This window comes from Mycobacterium shinjukuense (assembly GCF_010730055.1).
Taxonomy (GTDB): domain Bacteria; phylum Actinomycetota; class Actinomycetes; order Mycobacteriales; family Mycobacteriaceae; genus Mycobacterium; species Mycobacterium shinjukuense.
Map to the genome: position 1 here is coordinate 2,045,763 of NZ_AP022575.1, position 21,109 is coordinate 2,066,871.

Below are 21,109 nucleotides of genomic sequence, written 5' to 3' on the forward strand. Positions count from 1 at the left end.
GGATCACCAATCAAGCAGGGCCAACCGAGCTTCGGCCAGCGAACGAGAAATAACTGCAAGCGATTCCGCGCGCACCCCGGCGATCTGCGCACCCGGATAAGCCGGAATGCCGGTTAGGGAAACCTCTAGCAGCGCCGCTTCGACGCGCACCACCACGCCATTCTCTCGACGATCCCGGATCGGCCGGAAACCAACCGAAAACGCGTCCACCACACCAGCTTCCACATTCCTCAGAGCCTCGTCGCCGTCCGGGGTGTTCGCGATCTCGAACGCCCCGAACAGGCCATGGGGTTCTTCGCGCAACTCGGCAACCTTGCCGACTGGGTAGTGGGCCCGGGTGTCGTGGGCGACCAGCAGCTTTATTTTGTGGCCGCGCTCCGCGATACTGCGCCGAAAAGCGCCAGGAGCGAACCGCTCCCGATATTCGCCGTCGAAGTCGCGGACAACGGTTTCCTGGTCGTACGGCACCACGATGCCGTACACGGTGCGGCCCTCGCCGGATCGCAGCTCAGCCGTGCGGAAAAGGACGCCACTCAAAATCGGTCACCAGCCTTAGCGGCAGACGCGGAATGCGTGCGGAATCGCTTATGGCGCATGGCGACCGCTATCCGGGTTCCAGCCGCCCCGCGGCGACTGCCCGGCGTCAGCGGATACCGAGCTGACCAGGTCAATTGTAGCACGACCCGTTTCATTTTCACCGGTCATTCTGCGGGGCAAACGGGTTGACCGAGTCGTCGTCGTCGGCCGGCAGCGCAGCCAGCCGCTGCTCGCTTGCCGGGGTGAGACCGAATTCCCGGGCAAATTGAAGGATTTGGGCCCGCGAAGCGCGGGCGTCAGCCACCGCAGGGTGTGGATGCTGATGCCCGGTCGTCGGGTTGGCGACCACGCGGCCCTCGGCCGCGAGGGTCGCCACCGCGGCCGCGTGATCCGCGACCACCTGACAGTAACACGCCAGGACCTGCGAGTCCGCCGACTTCAGTAAGTCCAGCGGCGACAGTTCCGCGATCACGCGGTGCCATTCGTCGAGCGCTGGCCCGGTCAGCCACGCCGGAGCTTGCGGCACGCAGCGCTCGAACGGCGGCGGCGGCGCAACCGCCCGGCCGCCGGAATCGTGGCCCGGCGAGCGGCCTTCGATCAGTTTCAGCTTGGCCGGGCGTGAAATCCGGCCGCTGCCTTTGCCTCCCACTGCACACACCTCCAAAATTTTGATTCCGTTTTCTGAGCACGCGCACGCGCCGCCGAGCGGTGTCCGGCCGGGCGGTTGCTGGCGATGGCAACCCACCCCCCTACCTGCGGGTTTGGGATTGTCACTGTTTGCTGCCGCGCTCGTCGGGGAGCGTGCCGAAGGCGAACCAGCCCAGCGGGTCCTCGTCGATCAACTCCTCAAGCCGCCGCTGCTCGGCGTCTAAACGCAACGACAACAGCACCAATTCGCTTGCGTCGTCAGGAATTTCGGGCGCCAGCACCACCTCGGCGTGCGCCGCGCGGATGGCCTCCAAATCGCGCTGCCGCTGCCTCCGACGCTGCTCGGCGGACGGGACGTTGGCCGGCCAATCATGTTGGCGTCCAACGCGATTCCGTCGCGGGGCGTGGAACCCTGCGGCGACGGCTGCCTGCTGTTTCAAGCGCTTGTTAGTCAACGATGAACCTCCAATTCGTCTCGGGCACAATTCAATTCGCGTTGCAGGACCGGGCATCCGGTCGCGGTATTGTCGGGGTGCAGCACACGCGTGAGCGCACGATGCACGACGGCCACCCGTGAGGGTCCGACCGCCCGAAGCAGGTGGCGCGCCCAGTCGCCGCTGCTGCACTGCCGCGGCGGGTCAGACGCCGGCGCGGCGACCACCTGGTGGCCGGCCGCGACCAGCGCGGCGGCGAGCAGGGCGGCCCAATCCGGGGCAACGGTCCAGCGGCGTCGAGGGGCATCCCAACTTCTGGCGAAAGGCGGCACCACGGCCTTGATTGTCGCGATCACGGTCGGGTCGTAGGCGCTGCGGACCGCGTGCCGGCCGCCAGGCAGCGGGGCGATGTGGATGACGGTCATCGACGACCTCCGGGTTCGGCGTTTGCTGCGCCGGCGAGATGGCAGCGCTCGCAGTGCCCGCGTGCCAGCGATGCCGGGGCGAGCATGGGCTGGCCGCAAAACGCGCACGGCTGGGCGGCCAGAGAAGGCCTGAAATCTTGACCCGCGTAACCCGCTGACCCGTTTTCGCTGGTCAGAGCACCATTTTTTGGCGGGTCAGGGAAAGACTCGTAACCCGTGCCTGGCCCGCCTGGCCCGCGTCTGACCCGCTGACCCGCGTCTGACCCGCCTGTTTTTTCGCCGCTGACCTGCGAAGACGGGTTAGGCGGGTTAGGCGGGTCACATTTCCCCCTCCTCTGGTGGTGTGATGTCCCACCGGGTGACCCCGTCCCTGTTGCGGCCCGCGTCGTGCTCCACCAACCACCCCTGCAGCCGCAGCGCCGGAGCGTTCCGCGTTAGCTGGGCAGTGACGACTCTGGCGCTTGACGGCCAATCGCGCGGCCGCCGCCAGGCTTTGTCGTGATCCGGGGTCAGCGCCTGGAGAATTTCACGCGAGTTCAGCCCGTCGGCCCGGAACTTGGTCGCCACAATCTCGGAGATGAACGGGTCGGCCGCGAGGCCGTCGGCGGCCAACCGGACCGCCCGACCCTGATAATGGGCCAATCCATCGGTGCCCACGATCTCGTCGACGACGGCCAACGCCCGCCCGAAATCGGCCATCCGCGGCAGGCCGCCGGGCACCGTGACGGTGCCGCCCAGTCGTTGGTGCACTTTGGCGGCCAGGTCGAGCAGCCCGCCGAAAATCGCGCGGTGGTCGCGTTCCCACGCGGGGTCGAGATCGGCTTCGCTGCGGCGGGTGCCGGCGGTGATGCGGTTCAACTCGACGAGCGCGAGCCGATCCGACAGGTCCCCTGCCAAGCCGCCCAAGTCAATGCCGTTGAGCAACACGACGCGCCGGAATCGCAGCACCGCAAGATCGCTGTCGGTGTACAGCCTTCGCTTGGCCAGCGCGTCACCAGTTGCCGCGCGGCACAACGCATCCGACCACCATGGCGACACCGAGGACGCATTGTCGATCGCAATCACCCAAGACCCGTTCGCAGCGGCCACCCACTGTTCGACGTCGCGGGCGGCATCCGCAGCGGCGCAACCGAAGGATCTATCAGCGCCACAACACGTTTGACGGTGGTGCTTTTAGCTGAGCCGTGCTCGGCCAAAAACGTCAAGATGACATGCGGTGCGTCGGGCTGGACCAGCGCGGCCACCATCGCGGCCAACAGCACCGGCCGGTCTTCTGGGGCCACGTTGACGTGCTTCCACAACAAATCAACGTCGCCAGTCCCGGCAGGCACCGGGTCGGGCATGGCCGCGGTCAGCTCGGTGCGCCGAAACATCGGGATCGGCGCGGTACGCGCCATCCGCGCCAGCTCCTCGGAGCATACGAGACGCCATGTGCCGCCGCCGATCTCGATCGCCCGGTCACGCTGGTCGGCCATGTCGATAAACACCTTGTCGCCGTGTCCGGCAACTCGCAGATGCAGTGTGCGCGGCGGCTTTTCGGCCGCGAAGCCCTCTATCGTGGCGCACGCGTCGGATAGCGCTTGCGCCGACGGAGCCGCGTCGAACCGGCGAAAATATGTGCGCGCCAATGTGTTTCGGAGGCCAAGCTTGCCGCCTCGCAGGGGCAGCGCGACATGTGGGGCATCTGGAAATGCGCCGTAAGCTTGGCCGTCGTCGCTGACGCCGAGTTGGAAATCCATCAACGCCATATCGACGAGCTGTGAAGCTTGGGAGCGCTTTTCGGCGGCCATCTCACACCCCCGCCCGTGAAATGTAGGCGCCGCGGCGCTGCTGAATCTCCCGAGCGACCTCCGGCCAGTCGGCGGCGGCGGCGATGTCGCGTGATGCGTCGGCCAGTGCTTGCTGGCTGGTTTCAGTGCGCAGGGCCCAGTGCCTGGCGGCGTCGTAGATGGCGGCCAGCTTGGCGGGTCGTCGGCGCCGAGCTGGCGCCACGCCGCGGTGCCGACCATCGGCCAGGAGCCGACCTCCGCCAGGAACGGCGCGACAAATTCATGCACCGACCACCAGCTAACCTGGCGCGATGATACGATGGCGGTAGATGTTGTGGTGTCTGCGGGTGCCCGGTCCGGCGTGGCCGGGCATCGCCGCGTCGGCGGCGCTCCGCCGGCGGTGGCGGTCATCGCTCACCGCCGGCGATGAGCAGAGCCGCGACGCGCGCCAACTGTTCGTTGGTGGGCCTGGGTGCGGCGGCTAGTGCCTCAAGGGCCGCTCTTTCGAGTCGAAGTCCGTGAAGCCTCTGATATTTTGCCGCGAGGTCAGGGTGGCTGTTGGGGCGGCCGCGGGACCGGTCCGCACCAATTCCGCCGCGGACACGGCGGATTTCGGCTGTGATTGTTTCGAGTGTCGTCGACATGCGTGCAACTCCGGGTGAGAGAAACCCCCCGGAGTCGACACCGGCTACCTGCGAGAGTAGCTGGTATCCGACCTACCCGCCACGTTGTTCAGCGGCGTGTCGCGAGATTGCCGCCAGCGCGCCCAACGTCACAACGACCGCGCCGGTTTGCACCGCGACGCCATACGGAATCGCCTGCGCCGCAGCAGCGACGAACGCCGGGTCGCCGGCCAGCCCGTCGCAAAGCCGCTGCAGCCGCTCGTTGCGGATGCGCCACGGCGGCTGGGTGCAGTCCCGTTTCGGCCCGGTGCTGTATTTCGGGCAGCGAAATTCCCAGTGCGACCGCGTCCATCCGTCGCGGCGCGCCGGGCCGTAAACGAGTGTTGTTGGGTTCCAAGCCGACAACGGCTCGCGGCCGGTTGTCGGGGTCGAGGAATGTCGCTACCGCCGGAGCTTGTGGTAGCCAGCCCTGATCCTCGTCGGCCCAAATGATCGGCGCGACAAGGTCGCAGCGTTCGTGTTCGATGCGGCCATCACCTTTGCGGCCGTGGTCGCAGACAATAACGATGTCGGGGTGGCCGGTCATAGCCATTCGACGCGAACCCGGCCGGGGTCGAAGCCGCGACCTTTCCGCGTCGCCTTGTCGACGACGATCGTGCAAATCTCTGACACGACTTTTCCTTTCAAATCCGGCGCGAGCCGGCCCCAGTGTTCGCGAATCCGGTCGCCGGCGGCGGCCAGGTCGGCGGCGGGGTTTTTGCGGACCAGGTCGGCTAAAACCTTGTCCACACCAGCTAGCTGTGCCCGCAGATCGGTTGTGCCGCGTCGCAACTGGCTGCCGTCGATGTCCCCAGCGGCGAACAGGGCGGCCAGCTCGTCTAGGCGAGCCTGCAGGGCGGCGCGGCGGGCGTGCAGGCTGTCTATGTCCGCGGGCCGGCCGTCCAGCATGGCGGTGAGCCGCTGCCGGGTCTCCGGCCGGCTGAGCCAGCCCAAAACAATGGTTTCCACGTAGGCGTCCAGCGGCGGGCCGCTGACCACAACATGCGAATTCGACTGGCGGCACTCGTATTTACGCTGGCCGGTGTTGCGCCCGCCGGACACCGCGTGCCGCAGCGCCGACCCGCACACCCCACACTGATACACCCCGGAGCCCATGTGCTTTTTCTCAAACGAGGTTGTGATGATCCGGGACGGGTCGGTCAGGAACGCGACCAGGCCGCGGTGGGTGTCGACATCGATCAGTGGTTCCCAGTCGCCGGGACCGATCACCTTGCCGCGATAGGTTTTCAGCCCGGCGTAGCGCGGGTTGACCAGCAGCCGGCGCCCGCGGCGCCGCCCACCTGCCGGTGACGGTGAACCGGCTGCCGTTGTATGTTTGCTTTCGGCCCGCCAGCGTGGTTTTCAACCCGGCCGTATTCCACTCTCGGGCAACCTGTTTGATGGATTTGCCGGCGAGCACGTCGGTGACGGCCTGCCGGTAGGCGGACGCTTCCGGCTCGAAAGGCTTCCCGTCCATGGTGTAGCCGAAGGGCCTGTTGGCGGTCTGCCAGCGGCCCTGTTCGGCTTTCTGGCGGTTCGCGCGGACGCGGCGCTCGGACGTGTGCTCGGATTCCTGGCGGGCCACCGAGCCGAGGATGCGGGCTACCATCCGCCCGGCCGATGTGGCCAGGTCCAGGTCGCCGCCTTGGACGGTGTGGATGGCGACCTTGCCCGCGTCGGCTGTTTCGATGAGTCGTTCCAGGTCGCGCATGGATCGGCAGAGCCGGTCGGGGTGCCAGGCCAGCAGGACGTCGAACTCCCGGGCGGCCATCGCTTTCAGCAGAGCTTCGAAGCCGGGCCGGGTTTTGCCGCTGAACGCCGAGATGTCGTTGTCGTCGAAGCGAGCCACCACGGTGTATCCGCGCTGGTCGGCCAGGGTGAGCAGGTCTTCGAGCTGGCGCTCGACGCCGAGTCCCTGCAACCTCGGATCGTTGGAGATTCGGGTATAGACCGCAGCTCTCACACAGCGTAGTCTAGCAGTGTATTGCCGAAACATCCGCCGCCGTACAACACGATTCGCTGGGCCGGGGAGGCCAGCCGCTTGGTGTGATAGAGCGCCAGCTCGCGGCCGTGGTCGAAGATGCGCAGGTAGTGGTGGGCGTGGGCGGCCAGCCGGATCACCTCGCTCATCGGCAGCAGGCTGCCCCCGCCGGTGAGCGCGTGCCCGGCAGCCGATTGCAACTCGGCCAGGCTGGTGGACACGATGATCGCCGCGGGCAGCCCGTTGTGTTGGCCCAGCTCCCCCGAGCACAGCAGCGCCCGCAGCCCGGCCTGCAGGCCGTCGTGGTTGCGCTGGGCGGTGCTGCGGGTGTCGGCGTCGATGGCGGCCTGTGACGGGGTGCCACTCACGCAGGGGGTGGGGTCGGCGGGGTTGGCCATGCCGGGGGCGGCCAGCTTGGCCAGCACGGCATCGAGGGTGGCGCGGGCTTCGGGGGTCAGGTAGCCGGTGATCGCCGACATGCCGTCGGCGCCCTGCTTGCCGATCAGGATGCCGCGGCGGCGGGCCCGGTCGGTGTCGGTGAAATTGCCGTCGGGGTTGAGGCAGTCGGCGAGTTTGGCGGCCAGCTTGTGCAGCTGGTCGGGCCGAAACCGGCCACCCAACTGAGCCAGTTCGGCTTCGGCTTTCTCCCGGGTGGGCAGATCCACCCCGCTGGGCAGCTGGTGCAGAAAGGAGCGAATGATCCGCACATGGTCGGGTCCGAGACGCCCGGCGCGTTGGGCTTCGGCGGTGGCGGGCAGCAGCGGCGGCAGGGGTTGGCCGGTCAGCGCCCGGCGCGGCCCCAGCTCGGCGGCCTCGCCGATGCGCCGGGCTGCTTCGCCGCGGGTGATGCGCAACCGCTCGGCCAACGCGAAGGGGAGTTTGCCGCCCAGCTCGCTCGGGTCGGCTTGGTCGGCGAGCCTGTTGATGAACGGGTGCTCGATCGCGGGTAGGCGGCGGCGCAGGGTTTCGCAGCGTTCCAGCATGGCCAGGCACTCGCCGGTGGTCAACACCTCGATCGACAACTCCAGCGCCCGGTGAAGGGCGGCGTCGAGAGCGTCGAACACCGCGACAACCTCCTCCCGGCTACTCGAATGCATGTTCGAATGCTATCACGGTTGGCCGGCTCGCGCCACCTCGTGCACAAGGATAATCCGATGGTACGCCAGTGAATTCAGTGACTCGGGTGCCAGCAGGCTCGGCCCGGTAACGCGGTGTAAGGGATCGGCGCCAGGGCATCTAGCAACATGATGCGACAGCGGCATTGGTACAGCGGTGCGTGTTACCCGCGGATACCTAAGACGCGGGTGCCCGGGTCCAGCCCAAGGTCTAGCCCGAAGTTCCCCCCGCGAGGAGCACCTTGCGCGGGCGTGGCGCGCTACCTCATGATCCTTGTCGACTCCGATGTCCTCATCGCGCATTTGCGGGGGGTCGCCGCGGCTCGGGATTGGCTCGTCAGCGCCCGAAAGGACGGACCCCGGGCGATCAGCGTGGTATCGATCGCCGAGCTCGTCGACGGCATGCGGAGCGTCGAGCGGCGCGAGGTGTGGCGCCTGCTGGCGTCTTTTCGCGTAGAGCCGGCGACCGAAATGATCGCCCGCCGCGCTGGCGCCATGATGCGCCGATATCGCCGCGGCCACAACAGGATTGGACTGGGCGACTACCTCATCGCCGCTACCGCCGATGTCCGGGGCCTGCACCTTGCGACCCTCAACGTGCGGCATTTTCCCATGTTCGAACAGCTCCAACCACCGTTTGCGGTGCCGCGGCACCGACCGCGGACACGACGCGGGTGACATCCGCGCTGGCCTTACCGCGGTTCTGATGACTTGGCGTCCACGAATGCGGCCACGTGCTCGACGAATTGTTCGAGATCGTCGAGGTCGTCGAGCCGCCCGGTGACGATGTCGTCTGACACTCGAATGTATTTGTGCACCAGTACGTTACGAAATCCCACAGCCTTGCGCATCGCGTCCGCGAGATCAGCCGACAGCACCGCGTGGCTCCCCAATAGCCGCATCGCGTCGCCGTTGTCCGACGGAGGTCGCCAACCGTGCGTCGAGCAAAGATGCTGCCCGATATCGATGCAGGCCTCGATGGCCGTGACGAAGCTGTACTTGATGCCGCGCAGCCAGATCGGGTCGGCTCGGCGAGCCTGGTCGGCCGTGGATTCGCGTCGCAAAATCGCCAAGTCGTCGGTGATGCCGCGCAGCAGCCGCAGCATCCGAACCTCATCGGTCACGGTGCAGCGCTTCCGCGAATTCGCGATGGGCCCGAGTGATGCGTGGCAGTTCGTCCAGGTAAATCTTGCGTGTGGTGGCTTCCCAAACCACCCGGGCCTGCCGATCCGTCTCGAATAGCAGCGACCCACCCAGCGCAACCCGGCCCGCGAGTTCCAGCGGAGCGTCATCGAGCACAAGCAGGTCAACGCCCGACGGCAGCAGAATCTCGAAGGTCGGTGGCCGTCGTCCGCCGAAGTGCGGAACGCGGCACGACACCTGTGGGGCGAGGCACGCCGGCCGGTGGTCGCCCGAGCAGCGTCACTGGCCAACCCCGTTGACGAAATTCAGACTAGTCGTACTGGTGTGGCTAGTGCTTTCAGCTAACCTCAACGGTATGCGAACGGTGACGAGCACGGAAGCCAAGGCGCGGCTCAACGCCCTTTTGTCCGAGGTGGAACGGACCGGTGTCGCGGTCACGATTACCAACCACGGGCGCCCCGTGGCCGTGTTGTCACCGGCCAAACCGGTACCGCGCCGCTTCGGTCAGCTGCCAACCTTGGTTGTGCCAGACACGTTCAACGATCCGCTACCTGCCTCCGAAATCGCGGCGTGGGAAAACAACTTGTGACCCACGCCGTTCTCCTCGACACGCACGTGCTGCTGTGGTTGGTGAGCATTCCCGACAAAGTGGCCGCACCGGCACGCGAAATTTCTTGCCGACCCCGGCACGGAAATCATGATCTCGGCCGCGTCGGCCTGGGAGATCGCCATCAAGACCAGACTCGGCCGGCTCGACGGCGAGCCGCTGCTCTCGGCCTGGTCTGACATCGTCGCCGCATTGACCGCGACCGATATCCCGATCGACGCGCACGACGCTATCTTCGCCAGCCGCCTGACCTGGGATCACAGAGACCCGTTCGACCGCATCCTCGTGGCCCAACCACCCGACGAAACCTCGCCATAGCTACCAGCGACACCCACATCTTGCGCGCGGCCCTTACCCCCACCCTGAAGACGTAAGGCGGGGATCGGGAACGACCTACCCGCGGCGCGAAGACGCGCTGGACGCCACGCCATACCGGCGTGTGACGGCGTGCGGTGTATCCCAGCCGGGTGGACACCTCCTGCTCGGCGGCAACCTCGGGAAGCGTTGGGAAACAACCAGAATCCCGCAACACCGTGGCAGCCACCAGCGCGGTGATGCCCCGGCGTTGCCCGTTGCGCTGCATCAACACATCAGGGTCCGCCTGCGGCAGTGGCTCATCAAACATGTCCCGCGGCAGGTAAATCCGGTTGTGCGCGGGCGAACACGGCTGCTCGACGACGCCGCTCATCACCGGCGGGATCGGCGGGCGATGCCCGCAGCCGCGACCAGACGATGCGCTCAGCCGCCCGACGCCCGGCCACCGGCGCTCATGCCCCCAAACGCCGTCCCCTACCGCACACCGACACCACGATGTGCACTCTGCATACGATGCCCCGCAACCCATTGGGCAAATTAACCGATGGGTTGCGCGATTGTGCGGCAACGCATTTCATGTTCGCCATTTCGGCCCGCCGAACGCTGGCGTCGCCATACAATCCGTGCTTGATGACACGAGTTGCCCGGAGGTTGGGGAAATGTCCTATGTGATCGCCGCGCCGGACCTGGTGGCGGCGGCGGCTTCGGAGCTGGCAGGTATCGGTGCGACGCTCAGCACGGCCAACGCCGCCGCGGCGTTTCCCACCACAGGGATCCTGGCCGCCGGCGCCGACGAGGTCTCAGCCGCGATCGCGGCGCTGTTCGGCGCGCACGGCCAGGCCTATCAGGCGCTCAGCGCTCAGGCTGCGCAGTTTCACACCCAGTTCGTGCAGTCCCTGCAGGCGGGCGCGGGCGCCTATGCGAGCGCCGAAACCACCAACGTCGAGCAGCAGCTGCTCAACGCGATCAACGCGCCCACCCAGGCGTTGTTGGGGCGCCCGCTGATCGGTGACGGCGCCGACGCGCCCGACGGCAGCGGGGCCCCCGGCGGGCCCGGCGGGCTGCTCTACGGCAACGGCGGCCGCGGCGGATCCGGCGCCCCGGCCAACCCGGCGGCGCCGGCGGGGACGCCGGTTTGATCGGCAATGGCGGCGCCGGCGGAGTGGGCGGGACCGGCTCGGCCGCGGCGGGCGGCGCCGGCGGCCATGCCGGCTGGCTCTACGGCAACGGCGGGACCGGCGGGACCGGCGGGGACGCCACGGGCTCTGGCCTGGCCGGCGGTAACGGTGGTGCCGGTGGTGCCGCCGGGCTGTGGGGCAGCGGCGGGGCCGGCGGCGCCGGCGGTGCGGGAACCGGCGGCGGCCGGGGCGGGGATGGCGGAGCTGGCGGGCTGTTATACGGCGCTGGCGGGGTCGGCGGAATCGGCGGGGCCGGCGGCGACGCGAGCCATTTCGCGGGCAACGGTGGCGCCGGCGGTGCCGCCGGGCTGATCGGCCACGGCGGGGCCGGCGGCGCGGGAGGGGAGGGCGGCGGCGGCCTCGGCTCCGGCAACGGCGGTGCCGGTGGTACCGGCGGCTGGTTGTACGGCAACGGCGGCGCCGGCGGGGCCGGTGGAGCCGTTCCCGGAGCTGCCGGTAAAGGCGGGGTCGGCGGGGCGGGCGGCGCCGCCATCCTGTTCGGCGATGGTGGGGCCGGCGGTGCCGGTGGGGTAGGCGGTGGATCCAGCTTCGTTGGTGGGCCCGGCTTTGCCGGCGGGGCCGGCGGGGCCGGCGGCGCCGGCGGGCTGGTCGGTAACGGCGGGGCCGGCGGACACGGCGGCGCCGGCGGACCCGCTATTTTCGGCGGCTCCGCCAGCGGTGGTGCCGGCGGAGCCGGCGGCCACGGCGGGTCGGCCAAGCTGCTCGGCAATGGCGGTAACGGCGGCAACGGCGGCAACGGCGGGGCGCCTGCCCCTGGCGGCACTGGTGGGGCCGGCGGGGCCGCCGGCACCGGCGGCGCACCCGGGCAGCTGCTGGGCGCGTTCGGCGCCACCGGGCTCACCGGCGCGCCCGGCTAACACCCCGGCCAGCGGCCTACCCACGGCGTGCATACGCGCTCGGCGCCACGCCAAACCAGCGTTTGAAGGCATGCGAGAACGTCGAGACCTCCGTGTAACCCAGCCGGGTGGACACCTCCGCCACCGTCAACCCGACGTTGCGCAGCAAGTCGACGGCCACCGTGGAGCGCGCCTCGGTGAGCAAGGCCCGAAACGACGTGCCCTCCTCGGCGAGTCGGCGCCGCAGCGTCCGCGGATGCACGGCCAGCTCCGCGGCAACGTCGGGAAGCGTTGGGAAACAACCGGAATCGCGAAACAGCTTGGTGCGCACCAGCGCGGTGATGCCCCGGCGTTGCTCGTTGCGCTGCATCAGCACGTCACACTGCGCAATACACATCTCCAAGGTGTGGCGATCGGCCTGCGGCAACGGCTCGTCGAACATGGCACGCGGGAAGTGCAACCTGTTGTGCGCTCGGCCGAAGGCGATGTCGTGGACCGGCATGAGCCCGAGCAGCGGACGCAACGACTGTTCGTCGATCGCCACCTCCGCCGACACCCGGTCGGCGTATTTTTCGGCCACCGGCTGCGCGAAACTCATTGTCGTCGTGATGATTCCGGCGACATCGCGTTCCAGGAAGAACCGCTGAACATCGGCCGGTAAGTGGCCCACGTCCAGATCAACCACGCAGTCGTCGGCGGTTTCAAACAACGTCACGTCGATGTGCAGCATCGTCAGCGCGAAGTAGCGCATCGCGATGGCGAACAGTTCGCGCAGGGTGCCGCACGACATCACGGCAAACCCGAACAACCCGAAATGGGTGAGCGTGAACCGGCTCCCCACGTCGATCCCCACGCCCGCCCCTTTGTTCGGCAAGTCCGGCAGCCGGGCCAGCAGCCTGCGCACCGCGGCGATCTCGTCGCGCGCGCTGACGACGGTGTCCGGCTTATCCAGATCGGCCGGTTCGATGCCGGTGCCCGCCAACACATCGCGGGTGGACACCCCGCGTTCGTTGGCCACCTCGCACAGCACCCGGGTCGCATACACCGGGTGCGTGACCTCGGCTCCCATGAAACTGTCCTAAACTCCCAACTCCGTGTCCCATAGTCTCATTCCGGGCCGCCGTCGTCATCCATACAGTGAAGTCATGGCCACTCTGACCGCCGAGCGGCCCGCCAGGGGACCGGCCAGGCGCCTGAGCACCTGGACGATGACGCGGGAGGCGCTCACCGTCGGATTCGATGCCGGCGAGGGTTTCCTGGGCCGGGCTCGCGGCAGTGACATCACCCGATTTCGCTGTGCCGGAAGGCGTTTCGTGTCGATCAGTCACCCCGACTACGTCGACCACGTGCTGCACGCAGCGCGGCTGAGATACGTCAAGTCCGACGAGTACGGGCCGATCCGGGCCGCCGCCGGACTCAACCTGCTCACCGACGAGGGCGATTCGTGGGCGCGCCACCGCGGAGTGCTGAACCCGATCTTCGCCCGGCGTCATCTGAACGGGCTGGTCGACCTGATGATCGATCCGATCACAGCCGTCGCCGATGCGCTGGTGCCCGGCGTGCGGTTCGACATGCACCAGACGATGGTGGAGGCGACCCTGCGGGTGGTCGCCAACGCGCTGTTCAGCCAGGACTTCGGCCCGCTGGTGCACAGCATGAACGATCTGGCCACGCGCGGGCTGCGGCGTGCGGAAAAGCTGGAGCGCCTCGGGCTGTGGGGCCTGATGCCGCGGCCGGTCTACGACACGCTGACCTGGTGCACCTTCTCCGGTGTCCAGCTGCCGCCACCGCTGCGCGAATTGCAGGAGATCACGCTGGCGCTCGACCGCGCGGTCAACGCGGTGATCGATCGGCGACTGGCACAACCCACCGACGCCGCCGATCTGCTCAACGTGTTGCTGCACGCCGACGGCGGCACCTGGCCGCGTCAGCGGGTCCGCGACGAGGCGCTGACCTTCATGCTCGCCGGCCATGAAACCACCGCCAACGCCATGTCGTGGTTCTGGTATCTGCTGTCGCGGCACCCCGCGGTCCGCGACCGGATGCTCGCCGAGGTAGACGGCGTGCTGGGGACGCGCCGCCCGACCGCCGACGATCTGGGCAAGCTGGGCTGGACCACCGCCTGCCTGCAGGAGTCGCAGCGCTACTTCTCGTCGGTATGGATCATCGCCCGCGAGGCCATCGACGACGACGTGATCGACGGCCACCACATCCGCCGCGGCACCACCGTCGTCATCCCGATCCACCACATTCACCACGACCCGCGCTGGTGGCCCGACCCGGAGAGGTTCGACCCCCGCCGATTTCTCGACGACCGGGCCAAGACCCGTCCCCGCTCGGCGTATCTGCCGTTCGGCGGCGGTCGGCGCAGCTGCATCGGGCAAAGCTTCGCACTCATGGAGATGGTGCTGCTGGCGGCAATCATGAGTCAACGCTTCACCTTTGACCTCGCGCCGGCATGCCCCGTCGAACTCGAGGCCACGCTGACGCTGCGACCCAAGCACGGAATACACCTCATCGGAAGCAGGCGCTGATGCCCCAGATTCTGATCGTGGGCGCCGGATTCTCCGGGATCGGCGCCGCCATCAAACTCGACCGGGCGGGGTTTCACGACTACCTCGTGGTCGAAGCCGGCGACGGGGTGGGCGGCACCTGGCACTGGAACACCTATCCCGGTATCGCCGTGGACATTCCGTCGTTTTCCTACCAGTACTCCTTTGAGCAGAGCCCGCGCTGGACACGGACCTACGCCCCTGGACACGAGCTGAAGGCCTACGCCGAACACTGCGTCGACAAGTACGGCATTCGGTCGCGAATAAGGTTGCACACCAAGGTCCTTGCCGCCGAGTTCGACGACGAGCACGCCCTGTGGCGCGTGCACACCGATCCCGGGGGAGAACTCACCGCCAGGTTTGTGATCAACGCCAGCGGGGTGCTCACGGTGCCGAAGCTGCCCGACATCGACGGGGTGGACTCGTTCGAGGGCATCACCATGCACACCGCGCGCTGGGATCACGGCCAGGACCTGGCCGGCAAGCGCGTCGGGATCATCGGCACCGGCGCGTCGGCGGTGCAGGTCATCCCGGAGATCGCGCCAATCGTCGCCCACCTCACCGTTTTTCAGCGCACCCCGATCTGGTGCTTTCCCAAGTTCGACGTGCCGCTGCCCAAGGCGGTCCGCGCGGCGATGCGGGTTCCCGGCGGCAAAGCGGTCCATCGGCTGCTCAGTCAGGCGTTCGTGGAGACCACCTTCCCCGTCGCGGCGCACTACTTCACGGTGTTCCCGCTGGCCAGGCGAATGGAGTCGGCGGGAAAGGCCTATCTGCGCCAGCAGGTCCACGACCCGGTGCTGCGCGAGCAGCTCACCCCGCGATACGCGGTGGGCTGCAAGCGGCCCGGCTTCCACAACACCTACCTGTCGACGTTCAACCGCGACAACGTAACGCTGGTCACCGAGCCGATCGACAAGATCACCCCCACCGCGGTGGTCACCGCCGATAGCACCCACCACCAGGTCGACGTGCTGATCCTGGCGACCGGCTTCAAGGTGATGGACACCGACAACGTCCCCACCTACGCCGTCACCGGAAGTGGCGGCCGCTCGCTGAGCCGGTTCTGGGACGAGCATCGGCTGCAGGCCTACGAAGGCGTCAGCGTGCCCGGGTTCCCGAACTTCTTCACCGTGTTCGGCCCCTACGGCTACGTCGGCTCGTCCTATTTCGCGCTCATCGAGACCCAGACCCACCACATCATCCGCTGCCTGAAACGGGCCCGCCGCGCCGGCGCCACCCGCGTCGAGGTGACCGAGGAGGCCAACGCCCGCTACTTCGCCGAGGTGATGCGCCGGCGGCACCGTCAGGTCTTCTGGCAGGACAGTTGCCGGCTGGCCAACAGCTACTACTTCGACAAAAACGGCGACGTGCCGTTGCGCCCCACCACCACGGTGGAGGCCTTCTGGCGCAGCCGGCGGTTCAAGCTCAACGACTACCGGTTCACCGGCTAGCGTGCGCAGTGGCCGACGGTAACAAGGAGAAATGCCCGCGGCGCCGCACACGCCAAGCCACGGTTGCCGTCGTCGCCACCGTGCTTCTGGTGGCGGCGTGCTCGCAGTCGGCCGAACGGGTCGAGTCCGCGCGGAGCACCGCAACAACACCGACGGATCTGGTTGGGGGTTTGGCGAATGCGGCTCGAGCCCTCTCAGCGCCCATCGTCGAGTGCGTGGTGCGCAATGACACGGCGAATCCGGTCTTTCACGGATGCATCGACTGGCACAGCGCCGTCCACGGGAACTACGCGCTGCGTGTCGTCGCACGCCTTACCGGCGACGAACAATTCGTCGACGTGGCCCGGTCGGTGATGTCCACCGACGGCCTCCGCGACGAGCTCGCGTCCATCGACGAAGGGCGAGTCAGCGGGGAGCTGCCCTACGGCTTTGCGTGGTTCCTCATTCTCGATCGCGAGGCCGCGGTGCCGGAGATGGCGCCGTTAGCGACGACGATAAGTTCCCAGCTGCGCCGGTGGATCACTGGGGGAAGCGAACTCTTAGCGAGCGAGTACCACAACCTCTCCTTCGCGGCGTTCGCGACAGCGCCTGCTGCCCAGATAACCCGCGCCAGCAGACGGAAAAGCCCCCGAACGCACGGCGTGTCGGGGGCTTTTCCGTCTGCTGGCGCCAATTAGATGGCGCGCTTGAGGTCGTCGACCTTGTTGAGCTGCTCCCACGGCAGCTCGATGTCGGTGCGGCCGAAGTGCCCGTAGGCCGCCGTCGGCGCGTAGATCGGGCGCAACAGGTCCAGGTCGCGGATGATGGCGCCGGGGCGCAGATCGAACACCTCGCCGATGGCCTTCTCGATCTTGACCGGGTCGACCGTCTCGGTGCCGAACGTCTCGACAAACAGGCCGACGGGCGCGGCCTTGCCGATGGCGTAGGCCACCTGCACCTCGACCCGCTCCGCCAGGCCCGCGGCGACGACGTTCTTGGCCACCCAGCGCATCGCGTAGGCCGCCGAACGGTCCACCTTGGACGGATCCTTGCCGGAGAAGGCGCCGCCGCCGTGACGGGCCCAGCCGCCATAGGTGTCGACGATGATCTTGCGGCCGGTCAGTCCCGCGTCACCCATCGGCCCCCCGAGCACGAACTTGCCGGTTGGGTTCACCAGCACCCGCACCGACGACGCGTCCAGGGTTTCGTGCGCCAAATCGTCGAGCACGGTGTTGAGCACCTTCTCCCGGACGTCGGGAGCCAGCGTCTGCTCCAGGTCAATGTCGGCGGCGTGCTGGGTGGAGAGCACCACGGTGTCCAGCCGCACCGGCACGTTGTCCTCGTAGGCGATGGTGACCTGCGTCTTGCCGTCGGGCCGCAGGTAGGGCAGCACCCCGTTCTTGCGGACCTCGGTCAGCCGCCGCGACAGCCGGTGGGCCAGCGCGATCGGCAACGGCATCAGTTCCGGGGTGTCGTTGATCGCGTAGCCGAACATCAGGCCCTGGTCACCGGCGCCCTGCGAGTCCAGCGGATCGGCCGCGCCCTCGACACGCGCCTCGTGGGCGGTGTCGACCCCTTGGGCGATGTCGGGCGACTGCGCCCCGATGCCGATGTTCACCCCGCAGGTCGCCCCGTCGAAGCCCTTGTCCGAGGAGTCGTAGCCGATGTCCAGGATGCGCTGGCGGACCGTGTTGGTGATGTCGGCGAAGGCCTCCTTCGCCGCGGTCGTCACCTCCCCCACCACGTGCACCTGCCCGGTGGTCACCAGCGTCTCGACCGCGACGCGGGAGCGCGGGTCCTGGGCCAGCAGCGCGTCCAGGACCGAATCGCTGATCGCGTCACAGATCTTGTCCGGATGTCCCTCGGTCACCGATTCACTGGTAAACAGCCGACCCTTCGCAGTCACCATCCGCATCCTTCCAATAATTAGGTAACCGAATTATATACTCCGGCAACAATCGTAGCTCGTCCAGCACCGCCGGCAGGCTGCGCTACCGGCCGTCACCATCCAGAAACGCCACGATGGCGTCCACGATACGACTTGCCATCAGCGTCTTGGAGCCGTGCTGTAGCGCCGACTCGGTTCCGTCCGAGGCCAGCAACCAGCCGTCGTTGCTGTCCACCTCGAAGGCCCTGCCGTCGCCCACGGCGTTGACCACCAACAGGTCACAGCCCTTGCGGCGGAGCTTTTCCCGGGCATGAAACAGCACATCGCCGGTCGCGTCGCCGGTCTCGGCGGCAAACCCGACGATCGCCCGCATGTTGGGCAGCTGCCCGTGTTCGCGGGCGCGCACCGCGCCGGCCAGCACGTCGTCGTTGGGTAGGAGGTCGATCGTCGGCGGCCCGTCGGCGCGCTTCTTGATCTTGGCGGCAGACACCTGGGCGGGCCGGAAGTCGGCCACCGCCGCGGCCATCACCAGCACGTCCGCGTCGGGCGCGTGTTTGGACACCGCGTCGCCGAGTTGCTGCGCCGAGCTGACGTGCACCACGTTGACCCCGGCGGGGTCGATGAGTCCCGCGGTGTGTCCGGCGACCAGCGTCACCTCGGCACCGCGCTGGGCGGCGACCCGCGCGACCGCGTAGCCCTGCTTGCCCGAGCTGCGGTTGCCGATAAAGCGCACCGGATCGATCGCCTCCCGGGTGCCGCCCGCGGTCACCAGCATCTTGCGGCCGGCAAGATCGTAGGGCAGCGCGTCGTGCCGCTCCAGCAGCAGCTGGGCAAGGGTGGTGATCTCCTCGGCCTCGGGCAGCCGTCCGGTCCCGCTGTCGGCTCCGGTGAGCCGCCCGGAGGCGGGTTCCAGCACCACCGCGCCCCGGCGGCGCAGGGTGGCGACGTTGTCGACGGTGGCCGGATGCAGCCACATCTCGGTGTGCATCGCCGGCGCGAACATCACCGGACATCGGGCCGTGAGCAATGTCGCGGTCAGCAGGTCGTCGGCTCGGCCGGCCACCGCCCGGGCCAGTAGGTCGGCGGTGGCCGGCGCCACCACCACAAGGTCGGCCCGCTGACCGAGGTCAACGTGCGGCACGGCCGGAACGTCGTCGAAGACGCCGGTGCGCACCGGCTCACCGGACAGCGCCTCGAAGGTGGCCGCCCCGATGAAACGCAACGCAGATTCGGTGGGGATCACCCGGACGCGGTGGCCGGCCTCGGTGAGCTGGCGGACCACGGTGCACGCCTTGTAGGCGGCGATACCGCCGGAGACGCCGACGATGATCCGCTTGCTGTCCACCGCGCGCCCGGCCCTTGCCCGCTACTCGCCCTCGGTGTGCTCGAGCAGGTCGGCGTGGATCTCGCGCAACGCGATGGACAGCGGCTTTTCCTGCAAGCCGGGCTCGACCAGCGGGCCGACGTATTCCAGGATGCCCTCGCCGAGCTGGTTGTAGTAGTCGTTGATCTGCCGCGCCCGCTTCGCCGCGTAAATCACCAGGGCGTACTTGCTCGAGACGCGGTCCAGCAACTCGTCGATGGGCGGATTGGTGATGCCCAACGGGGTGTCATAGGCGCCCACTCCCCCCGACGACGGATCGAACTGATCCGCCGGGGGAACGGCGGCCAACGACGCATTGGACTGCGACATACTCACTGAGAACCTTCTCCTGGCGACGTAGAGCGGTACCGAAAAATTCCAGAACTGAACGGGTTATGCCGGCTTCGGCGGGTCTCCCACCAGCAAGGATACCAATTCGGCGCACGCAGATTCTAATCGACTGTTCACCACGACCTCGTCAAAGTCGCTTTGGGCTGCCATTTCGATGCGCGCGGTGTCCAGGCGGCGGCGGATGACATCGGGTGTTTCGGTGCCCCGGCCGACCAGCCTGGCCTCCAGGTCCTCCCAACTGGGCGGGGCCAAGAACACGGTGACGGCCTCCGGCATCGCCTTCTTGATGGCCCGGGCCCCGGCCAGGTCGACCTCGATGAGCACCGGAACGCCGGACGCGGTGGCCGCCCGCACCGGCTGCGCCAGCGTGCCGGATCGGTGCAGGCCAGCATGGATATCTGCCCACTCCAGCAGTTCGCCCCGGTCGATCAGCTCCTGGAAGCGGGCGGGCGTGACGAAGTGGTAGTCCACCCCGTCGACCTCGCCGGCCCGCGGCGCCCGCGTGGTGGCCGAGACGCTGAAATGCAGGTTGGGGATCCGCTCGCGCAGACACCGAACCACTGTCGATTTTCCGACCGCGGAGGGACCGGACAGCACCACGACACGCCCGGGAGCGGTTTGCTCGCGGTGCGTCACGCCTTCACCGCCCGGTCCCCCGCCGGCGCTCGTTGGCGCCCCTGGGTCGGTAGCCCCCACAGGCCGTTGGGCCTGCATCGTCGGTGGGGGCGGGTTAGGCGGAGCCGAACTTTTCCAGCAGCGCCTTGCGCTGGCGGTCGCCCAGACCGCGCAGGCGGCGCGTCGGCGCGATTTCGAGCTCGGTCATGATTTCCTGCGCCTTGACCTTGCCCACCTTCGGCAACGCCTCAAGCAGCGCGGACACCTTCATCTTGCCCAAGACTTCGTCGCTTTCGGCGTCCTTGAGCACCTGCGTGAGGTTGGTGCCGCCACGCTTGAGCCGGTCTTTGAGCTCCGCTCGCGCTCGACGTGCGGCAGCAGCCTTCTCCAACGCGGCCGCGCGCTGCTCGTCGGTCAACTGGGGAAGGGCCACGATTCCTCCGTCTCTCATCGCTAACGATCGATCTTCGTTTGTCTGGGCCGGGTACTTCAGCCAGCGCAGACGACCGTACCCACGCTTCCTGACGAAATCTAACCCGACCCCCCGGTTTCGGGGACATTTGTCCAGCGTGGGCCCGGCGCGCGTGGCCGACCAGGCGCGCGACGGGCAACGTCGGCGCTGGCCGAGTGAGGCCTTCGCACGGGACCGCCATCTTCGACTTCGGGACGCTGATAGCGCTGCTAGCAGCGGTTTTCGGTGGCCGGTTCGGCATGATGCGGCGCGTCGGCGGGCCGCTCTCCGCCGTGCCCGTCGGCAACCGCCGACAACGGTCAGGCGAATCACCTCATTTGTGTCGGCTGCCGCGCGTGTCGCGCCGATTGTTGCGAGGTGTGCGCGAAACCCATGGTGCTTCAATTTCTTCGTGGACGTCGCGGCGGCCTACGCGGGTGGCTTTCCCTGCTGGGCGCTTGGGGCACCTTCACGACCAGCCAGGCGTTCACAGCGCACGCCCGGCGGGCGGATCGGCGTTGGCAGCTGCTGGCGGTGGACGCGCTGTTCACCGGCAGTTCCTTCCTGTGCGCGGCTGCCCTCGGCCTGGGCTGGTTCCGTGCCTGGATGCTGGCGCCTTTCGGCCTGAGTTACCTGCTGATGATTCCCGTGCCCTGCTACTTCAAGGCGGTCAACCGGAGCCGTGGAGTTCACCTCGCCCGCAACCTGCTCTTTGTCCTGGTCGCTCTGCTCAGCTTCGCTCTCGCTTTGCGCGCGCTGCCGCTCGCCTGGTTCGGAGTATGAACCGG

The 21,109-nt window shown here is 68.0% G+C and carries 24 protein-coding genes and 3 pseudogenes; 8 read left to right on the plus strand and 19 right to left on the minus strand.

What is annotated here, in order from left to right; translation table 11 throughout:
- Window positions 1-3: 3 nt before the first annotated feature.
- The 11 genes and pseudogenes from G6N20_RS08960 to G6N20_RS09005 form a co-directional block, all read right to left on the minus strand.
- On the minus strand, window positions 4-537 hold the full coding sequence (locus G6N20_RS08960; RefSeq protein WP_083052499.1) for an HK97 family phage prohead protease: 534 nt from the start codon (window positions 535-537) through the stop codon (window positions 4-6).
- A gap of 157 nt (window positions 538-694) precedes the next feature.
- Window positions 695-1,282, minus strand: coding sequence for a phage terminase small subunit P27 family (locus G6N20_RS08965; RefSeq protein WP_232065472.1), 588 nt, complete (start codon window positions 1,280-1,282; stop codon window positions 695-697).
- Between the two features lie 25 nt (window positions 1,283-1,307).
- Window positions 1,308-1,640 (minus strand): toxin, encoded by a 333-nt coding sequence (locus G6N20_RS08970; RefSeq protein ID WP_083052492.1) that lies wholly within the window; start codon window positions 1,638-1,640, stop codon window positions 1,308-1,310.
- Window positions 1,637-2,044, minus strand: coding sequence for a hypothetical protein (locus tag G6N20_RS08975; RefSeq protein ID WP_083052489.1), 408 nt, complete (start codon window positions 2,042-2,044; stop codon window positions 1,637-1,639). The genes G6N20_RS08970 and G6N20_RS08975 overlap by 4 nt, the downstream gene beginning before the upstream one ends.
- 318 nt (window positions 2,045-2,362) lie before the next feature.
- Window positions 2,363-3,109 carry a hypothetical protein gene (locus G6N20_RS20640; RefSeq protein ID WP_179961526.1) on the minus strand — a complete coding sequence of 249 codons (747 nt, stop codon included), beginning with the start codon at window positions 3,107-3,109 and terminating at the stop codon, window positions 2,363-2,365.
- On the minus strand, window positions 3,106-3,834 hold the full coding sequence (locus tag G6N20_RS20645; RefSeq protein WP_179961527.1) for a hypothetical protein: 729 nt from the start codon (window positions 3,832-3,834) through the stop codon (window positions 3,106-3,108). The genes G6N20_RS20640 and G6N20_RS20645 overlap by 4 nt, the downstream gene beginning before the upstream one ends.
- Before the next feature lies 1 nt (window position 3,835).
- Window positions 3,836-4,101, minus strand: a pseudogene (locus G6N20_RS21160) (DUF2742 domain-containing protein).
- 428 nt (window positions 4,102-4,529) lie between these two features.
- On the minus strand, window positions 4,530-4,841 hold the full coding sequence (locus G6N20_RS21170) for a hypothetical protein (protein WP_232065473.1): 312 nt from the start codon (window positions 4,839-4,841) through the stop codon (window positions 4,530-4,532).
- 177 nt (window positions 4,842-5,018) lie between these two features.
- The gene (locus G6N20_RS08995) at window positions 5,019-5,705 is read right to left on the minus strand and encodes a hypothetical protein (protein WP_163662906.1); all 687 of its coding nucleotides are present in this window, start codon (window positions 5,703-5,705) and stop codon (window positions 5,019-5,021) included.
- The gene (locus tag G6N20_RS09000) at window positions 5,602-6,471 is read right to left on the minus strand and encodes a recombinase family protein (protein WP_163662909.1); all 870 of its coding nucleotides are present in this window, start codon (window positions 6,469-6,471) and stop codon (window positions 5,602-5,604) included. The genes G6N20_RS08995 and G6N20_RS09000 overlap by 104 nt, the downstream gene beginning before the upstream one ends.
- A gap of 8 nt (window positions 6,472-6,479) precedes the next feature.
- Window positions 6,480-7,553: pseudogene (locus G6N20_RS09005) on the minus strand (13E12 repeat family protein); the annotation flags it as partial.
- Between the two features lie 285 nt (window positions 7,554-7,838).
- On the opposite strand from G6N20_RS09005, the gene G6N20_RS09010 reads away from it, so the two are divergent.
- Window positions 7,839-8,249 (plus strand): type II toxin-antitoxin system VapC family toxin, encoded by a 411-nt coding sequence (locus tag G6N20_RS09010; protein ID WP_083048503.1) that lies wholly within the window; start codon window positions 7,839-7,841, stop codon window positions 8,247-8,249.
- 14 nt (window positions 8,250-8,263) lie between these two features.
- On the opposite strand, the gene hepT is transcribed toward G6N20_RS09010, so the two are convergent.
- Together hepT and G6N20_RS09020 are read right to left on the minus strand one after the other, a co-directional pair.
- Entirely contained in the window at window positions 8,264-8,677 is a 414-nt protein-coding gene (gene hepT, locus G6N20_RS09015; RefSeq protein ID WP_197745501.1) for a type VII toxin-antitoxin system HepT family RNase toxin, read from the minus strand.
- 7 nt (window positions 8,678-8,684) lie between these two features.
- Window positions 8,685-8,951 carry a nucleotidyltransferase domain-containing protein gene (locus tag G6N20_RS09020; RefSeq protein WP_197745502.1) on the minus strand — a complete coding sequence of 89 codons (267 nt, stop codon included), beginning with the start codon at window positions 8,949-8,951 and terminating at the stop codon, window positions 8,685-8,687.
- Window positions 8,952-9,069: 118 nt separating this feature from the next.
- Here G6N20_RS09020 and G6N20_RS09025 point away from each other — a divergent pair, with 118 nt between their 5' ends.
- The 3 genes and pseudogenes from G6N20_RS09025 to G6N20_RS22200 all read left to right on the plus strand — a co-directional run.
- Window positions 9,070-9,303, plus strand: coding sequence for a type II toxin-antitoxin system Phd/YefM family antitoxin (locus G6N20_RS09025; RefSeq protein ID WP_083048476.1), 234 nt, complete (start codon window positions 9,070-9,072; stop codon window positions 9,301-9,303).
- Window positions 9,304-9,411: 108 nt separating this feature from the next.
- Window positions 9,412-9,639, plus strand: a complete 228-nt coding sequence (locus G6N20_RS21960; protein WP_308206107.1) for a PIN domain-containing protein — start codon at window positions 9,412-9,414, stop codon at window positions 9,637-9,639.
- 656 nt (window positions 9,640-10,295) lie between these two features.
- A pseudogene (locus G6N20_RS22200) lies at window positions 10,296-11,689 on the plus strand (PE family protein); the annotation flags it as partial.
- A gap of 19 nt (window positions 11,690-11,708) precedes the next feature.
- Here the strand turns inward: G6N20_RS22200 and G6N20_RS09040 are convergent.
- Window positions 11,709-12,740 (minus strand): helix-turn-helix transcriptional regulator, encoded by a 1,032-nt coding sequence (locus G6N20_RS09040; RefSeq protein WP_083048474.1) that lies wholly within the window; start codon window positions 12,738-12,740, stop codon window positions 11,709-11,711.
- Window positions 12,741-12,816: 76 nt separating this feature from the next.
- Here G6N20_RS09040 and G6N20_RS09045 point away from each other — a divergent pair, with 76 nt between their 5' ends.
- The 3 genes from G6N20_RS09045 to G6N20_RS09055 all read left to right on the plus strand — a co-directional run bounded on the left by G6N20_RS09045 (window position 12,817) and on the right by G6N20_RS09055 (window position 16,351).
- The gene (locus G6N20_RS09045; protein ID WP_083048472.1) at window positions 12,817-14,205 is read left to right on the plus strand and encodes a cytochrome P450; all 1,389 of its coding nucleotides are present in this window, start codon (window positions 12,817-12,819) and stop codon (window positions 14,203-14,205) included.
- A complete protein-coding gene (locus tag G6N20_RS09050) occupies window positions 14,205-15,674 on the plus strand; it encodes a flavin-containing monooxygenase (RefSeq protein ID WP_083048470.1) in 1,470 nt (489 codons plus the stop codon). Before G6N20_RS09045 ends, G6N20_RS09050 begins: the two co-directional genes overlap by 1 nt.
- Before the next feature lie 215 nt (window positions 15,675-15,889).
- Window positions 15,890-16,351 carry a DUF2891 family protein gene (locus G6N20_RS09055; protein ID WP_158084758.1) on the plus strand — a complete coding sequence of 154 codons (462 nt, stop codon included), beginning with the start codon at window positions 15,890-15,892 and terminating at the stop codon, window positions 16,349-16,351.
- On the opposite strand, the gene metK is transcribed toward G6N20_RS09055, so the two are convergent.
- The 5 genes from metK to mihF form a co-directional block, all read right to left on the minus strand.
- Entirely contained in the window at window positions 16,348-17,559 is a 1,212-nt protein-coding gene (gene metK, locus G6N20_RS09060; protein ID WP_083048501.1) for a methionine adenosyltransferase, read from the minus strand. The two genes, G6N20_RS09055 and metK, sit on opposite strands and share 4 nt — an antisense overlap.
- Before the next feature lie 85 nt (window positions 17,560-17,644).
- The gene (gene coaBC / locus G6N20_RS09065) at window positions 17,645-18,886 is read right to left on the minus strand and encodes a bifunctional phosphopantothenoylcysteine decarboxylase/phosphopantothenate--cysteine ligase CoaBC (protein ID WP_083048466.1); all 1,242 of its coding nucleotides are present in this window, start codon (window positions 18,884-18,886) and stop codon (window positions 17,645-17,647) included.
- A 21-nt stretch (window positions 18,887-18,907) separates the two neighbouring features.
- Window positions 18,908-19,240, minus strand: a complete 333-nt coding sequence (gene rpoZ, locus G6N20_RS09070) for a DNA-directed RNA polymerase subunit omega (protein ID WP_083048464.1) — start codon at window positions 19,238-19,240, stop codon at window positions 18,908-18,910.
- A 57-nt stretch (window positions 19,241-19,297) separates the two neighbouring features.
- Window positions 19,298-19,969, minus strand: coding sequence for a guanylate kinase (gmk, locus tag G6N20_RS09075; protein WP_083048462.1), 672 nt, complete (start codon window positions 19,967-19,969; stop codon window positions 19,298-19,300).
- A 16-nt stretch (window positions 19,970-19,985) separates the two neighbouring features.
- On the minus strand, window positions 19,986-20,303 hold the full coding sequence (mihF, locus tag G6N20_RS09080) for an integration host factor, actinobacterial type (RefSeq protein WP_003407240.1): 318 nt from the start codon (window positions 20,301-20,303) through the stop codon (window positions 19,986-19,988).
- A 411-nt stretch (window positions 20,304-20,714) separates the two neighbouring features.
- Here mihF and G6N20_RS09085 point away from each other — a divergent pair, with 411 nt between their 5' ends.
- The gene (locus G6N20_RS09085; protein ID WP_083048460.1) at window positions 20,715-21,104 is read left to right on the plus strand and encodes a hypothetical protein; all 390 of its coding nucleotides are present in this window, start codon (window positions 20,715-20,717) and stop codon (window positions 21,102-21,104) included.
- The last annotated feature ends 5 nt before the right edge of the window (window positions 21,105-21,109 follow it).

Bases quoted from the DNA above. Each gene is read 5' to 3' on its own strand.
- G6N20_RS21960 (WP_308206107.1), top strand. From the start codon at position 9,412: ATGATCTCGGCCGCGTCGGCCTGGGAGATCGCCATCAAGACCAGACTC.
- G6N20_RS20645 (WP_179961527.1), bottom strand. From the start codon at position 3,834: ATGGCCGCCGAAAAGCGCTCCCAAGCTTCACAGCTCGTCGATATGGCG.
- G6N20_RS09040 (WP_083048474.1), bottom strand. From the start codon at position 12,740: ATGGGAGCCGAGGTCACGCACCCGGTGTATGCGACCCGGGTGCTGTGC.
- G6N20_RS09000 (WP_163662909.1), bottom strand. From the start codon at position 6,471: ATGTTTCGGCAATACACTGCTAGACTACGCTGTGTGAGAGCTGCGGTC.
- hepT (WP_197745501.1), bottom strand. From the start codon at position 8,677: ATGCTGCGGCTGCTGCGCGGCATCACCGACGACTTGGCGATTTTGCGA.
- G6N20_RS09085 (WP_083048460.1), top strand. From the start codon at position 20,715: ATGGTGCTTCAATTTCTTCGTGGACGTCGCGGCGGCCTACGCGGGTGG.
- G6N20_RS09045 (WP_083048472.1), top strand. From the start codon at position 12,817: ATGGCCACTCTGACCGCCGAGCGGCCCGCCAGGGGACCGGCCAGGCGC.
- gmk (WP_083048462.1), bottom strand. From the start codon at position 19,969: ATGCAGGCCCAACGGCCTGTGGGGGCTACCGACCCAGGGGCGCCAACG.
- G6N20_RS09010 (WP_083048503.1), top strand. From the start codon at position 7,839: ATGATCCTTGTCGACTCCGATGTCCTCATCGCGCATTTGCGGGGGGTC.
- G6N20_RS08975 (WP_083052489.1), bottom strand. From the start codon at position 2,044: ATGACCGTCATCCACATCGCCCCGCTGCCTGGCGGCCGGCACGCGGTC.
- G6N20_RS09025 (WP_083048476.1), top strand. From the start codon at position 9,070: ATGCGAACGGTGACGAGCACGGAAGCCAAGGCGCGGCTCAACGCCCTT.
- G6N20_RS09050 (WP_083048470.1), top strand. From the start codon at position 14,205: ATGCCCCAGATTCTGATCGTGGGCGCCGGATTCTCCGGGATCGGCGCC.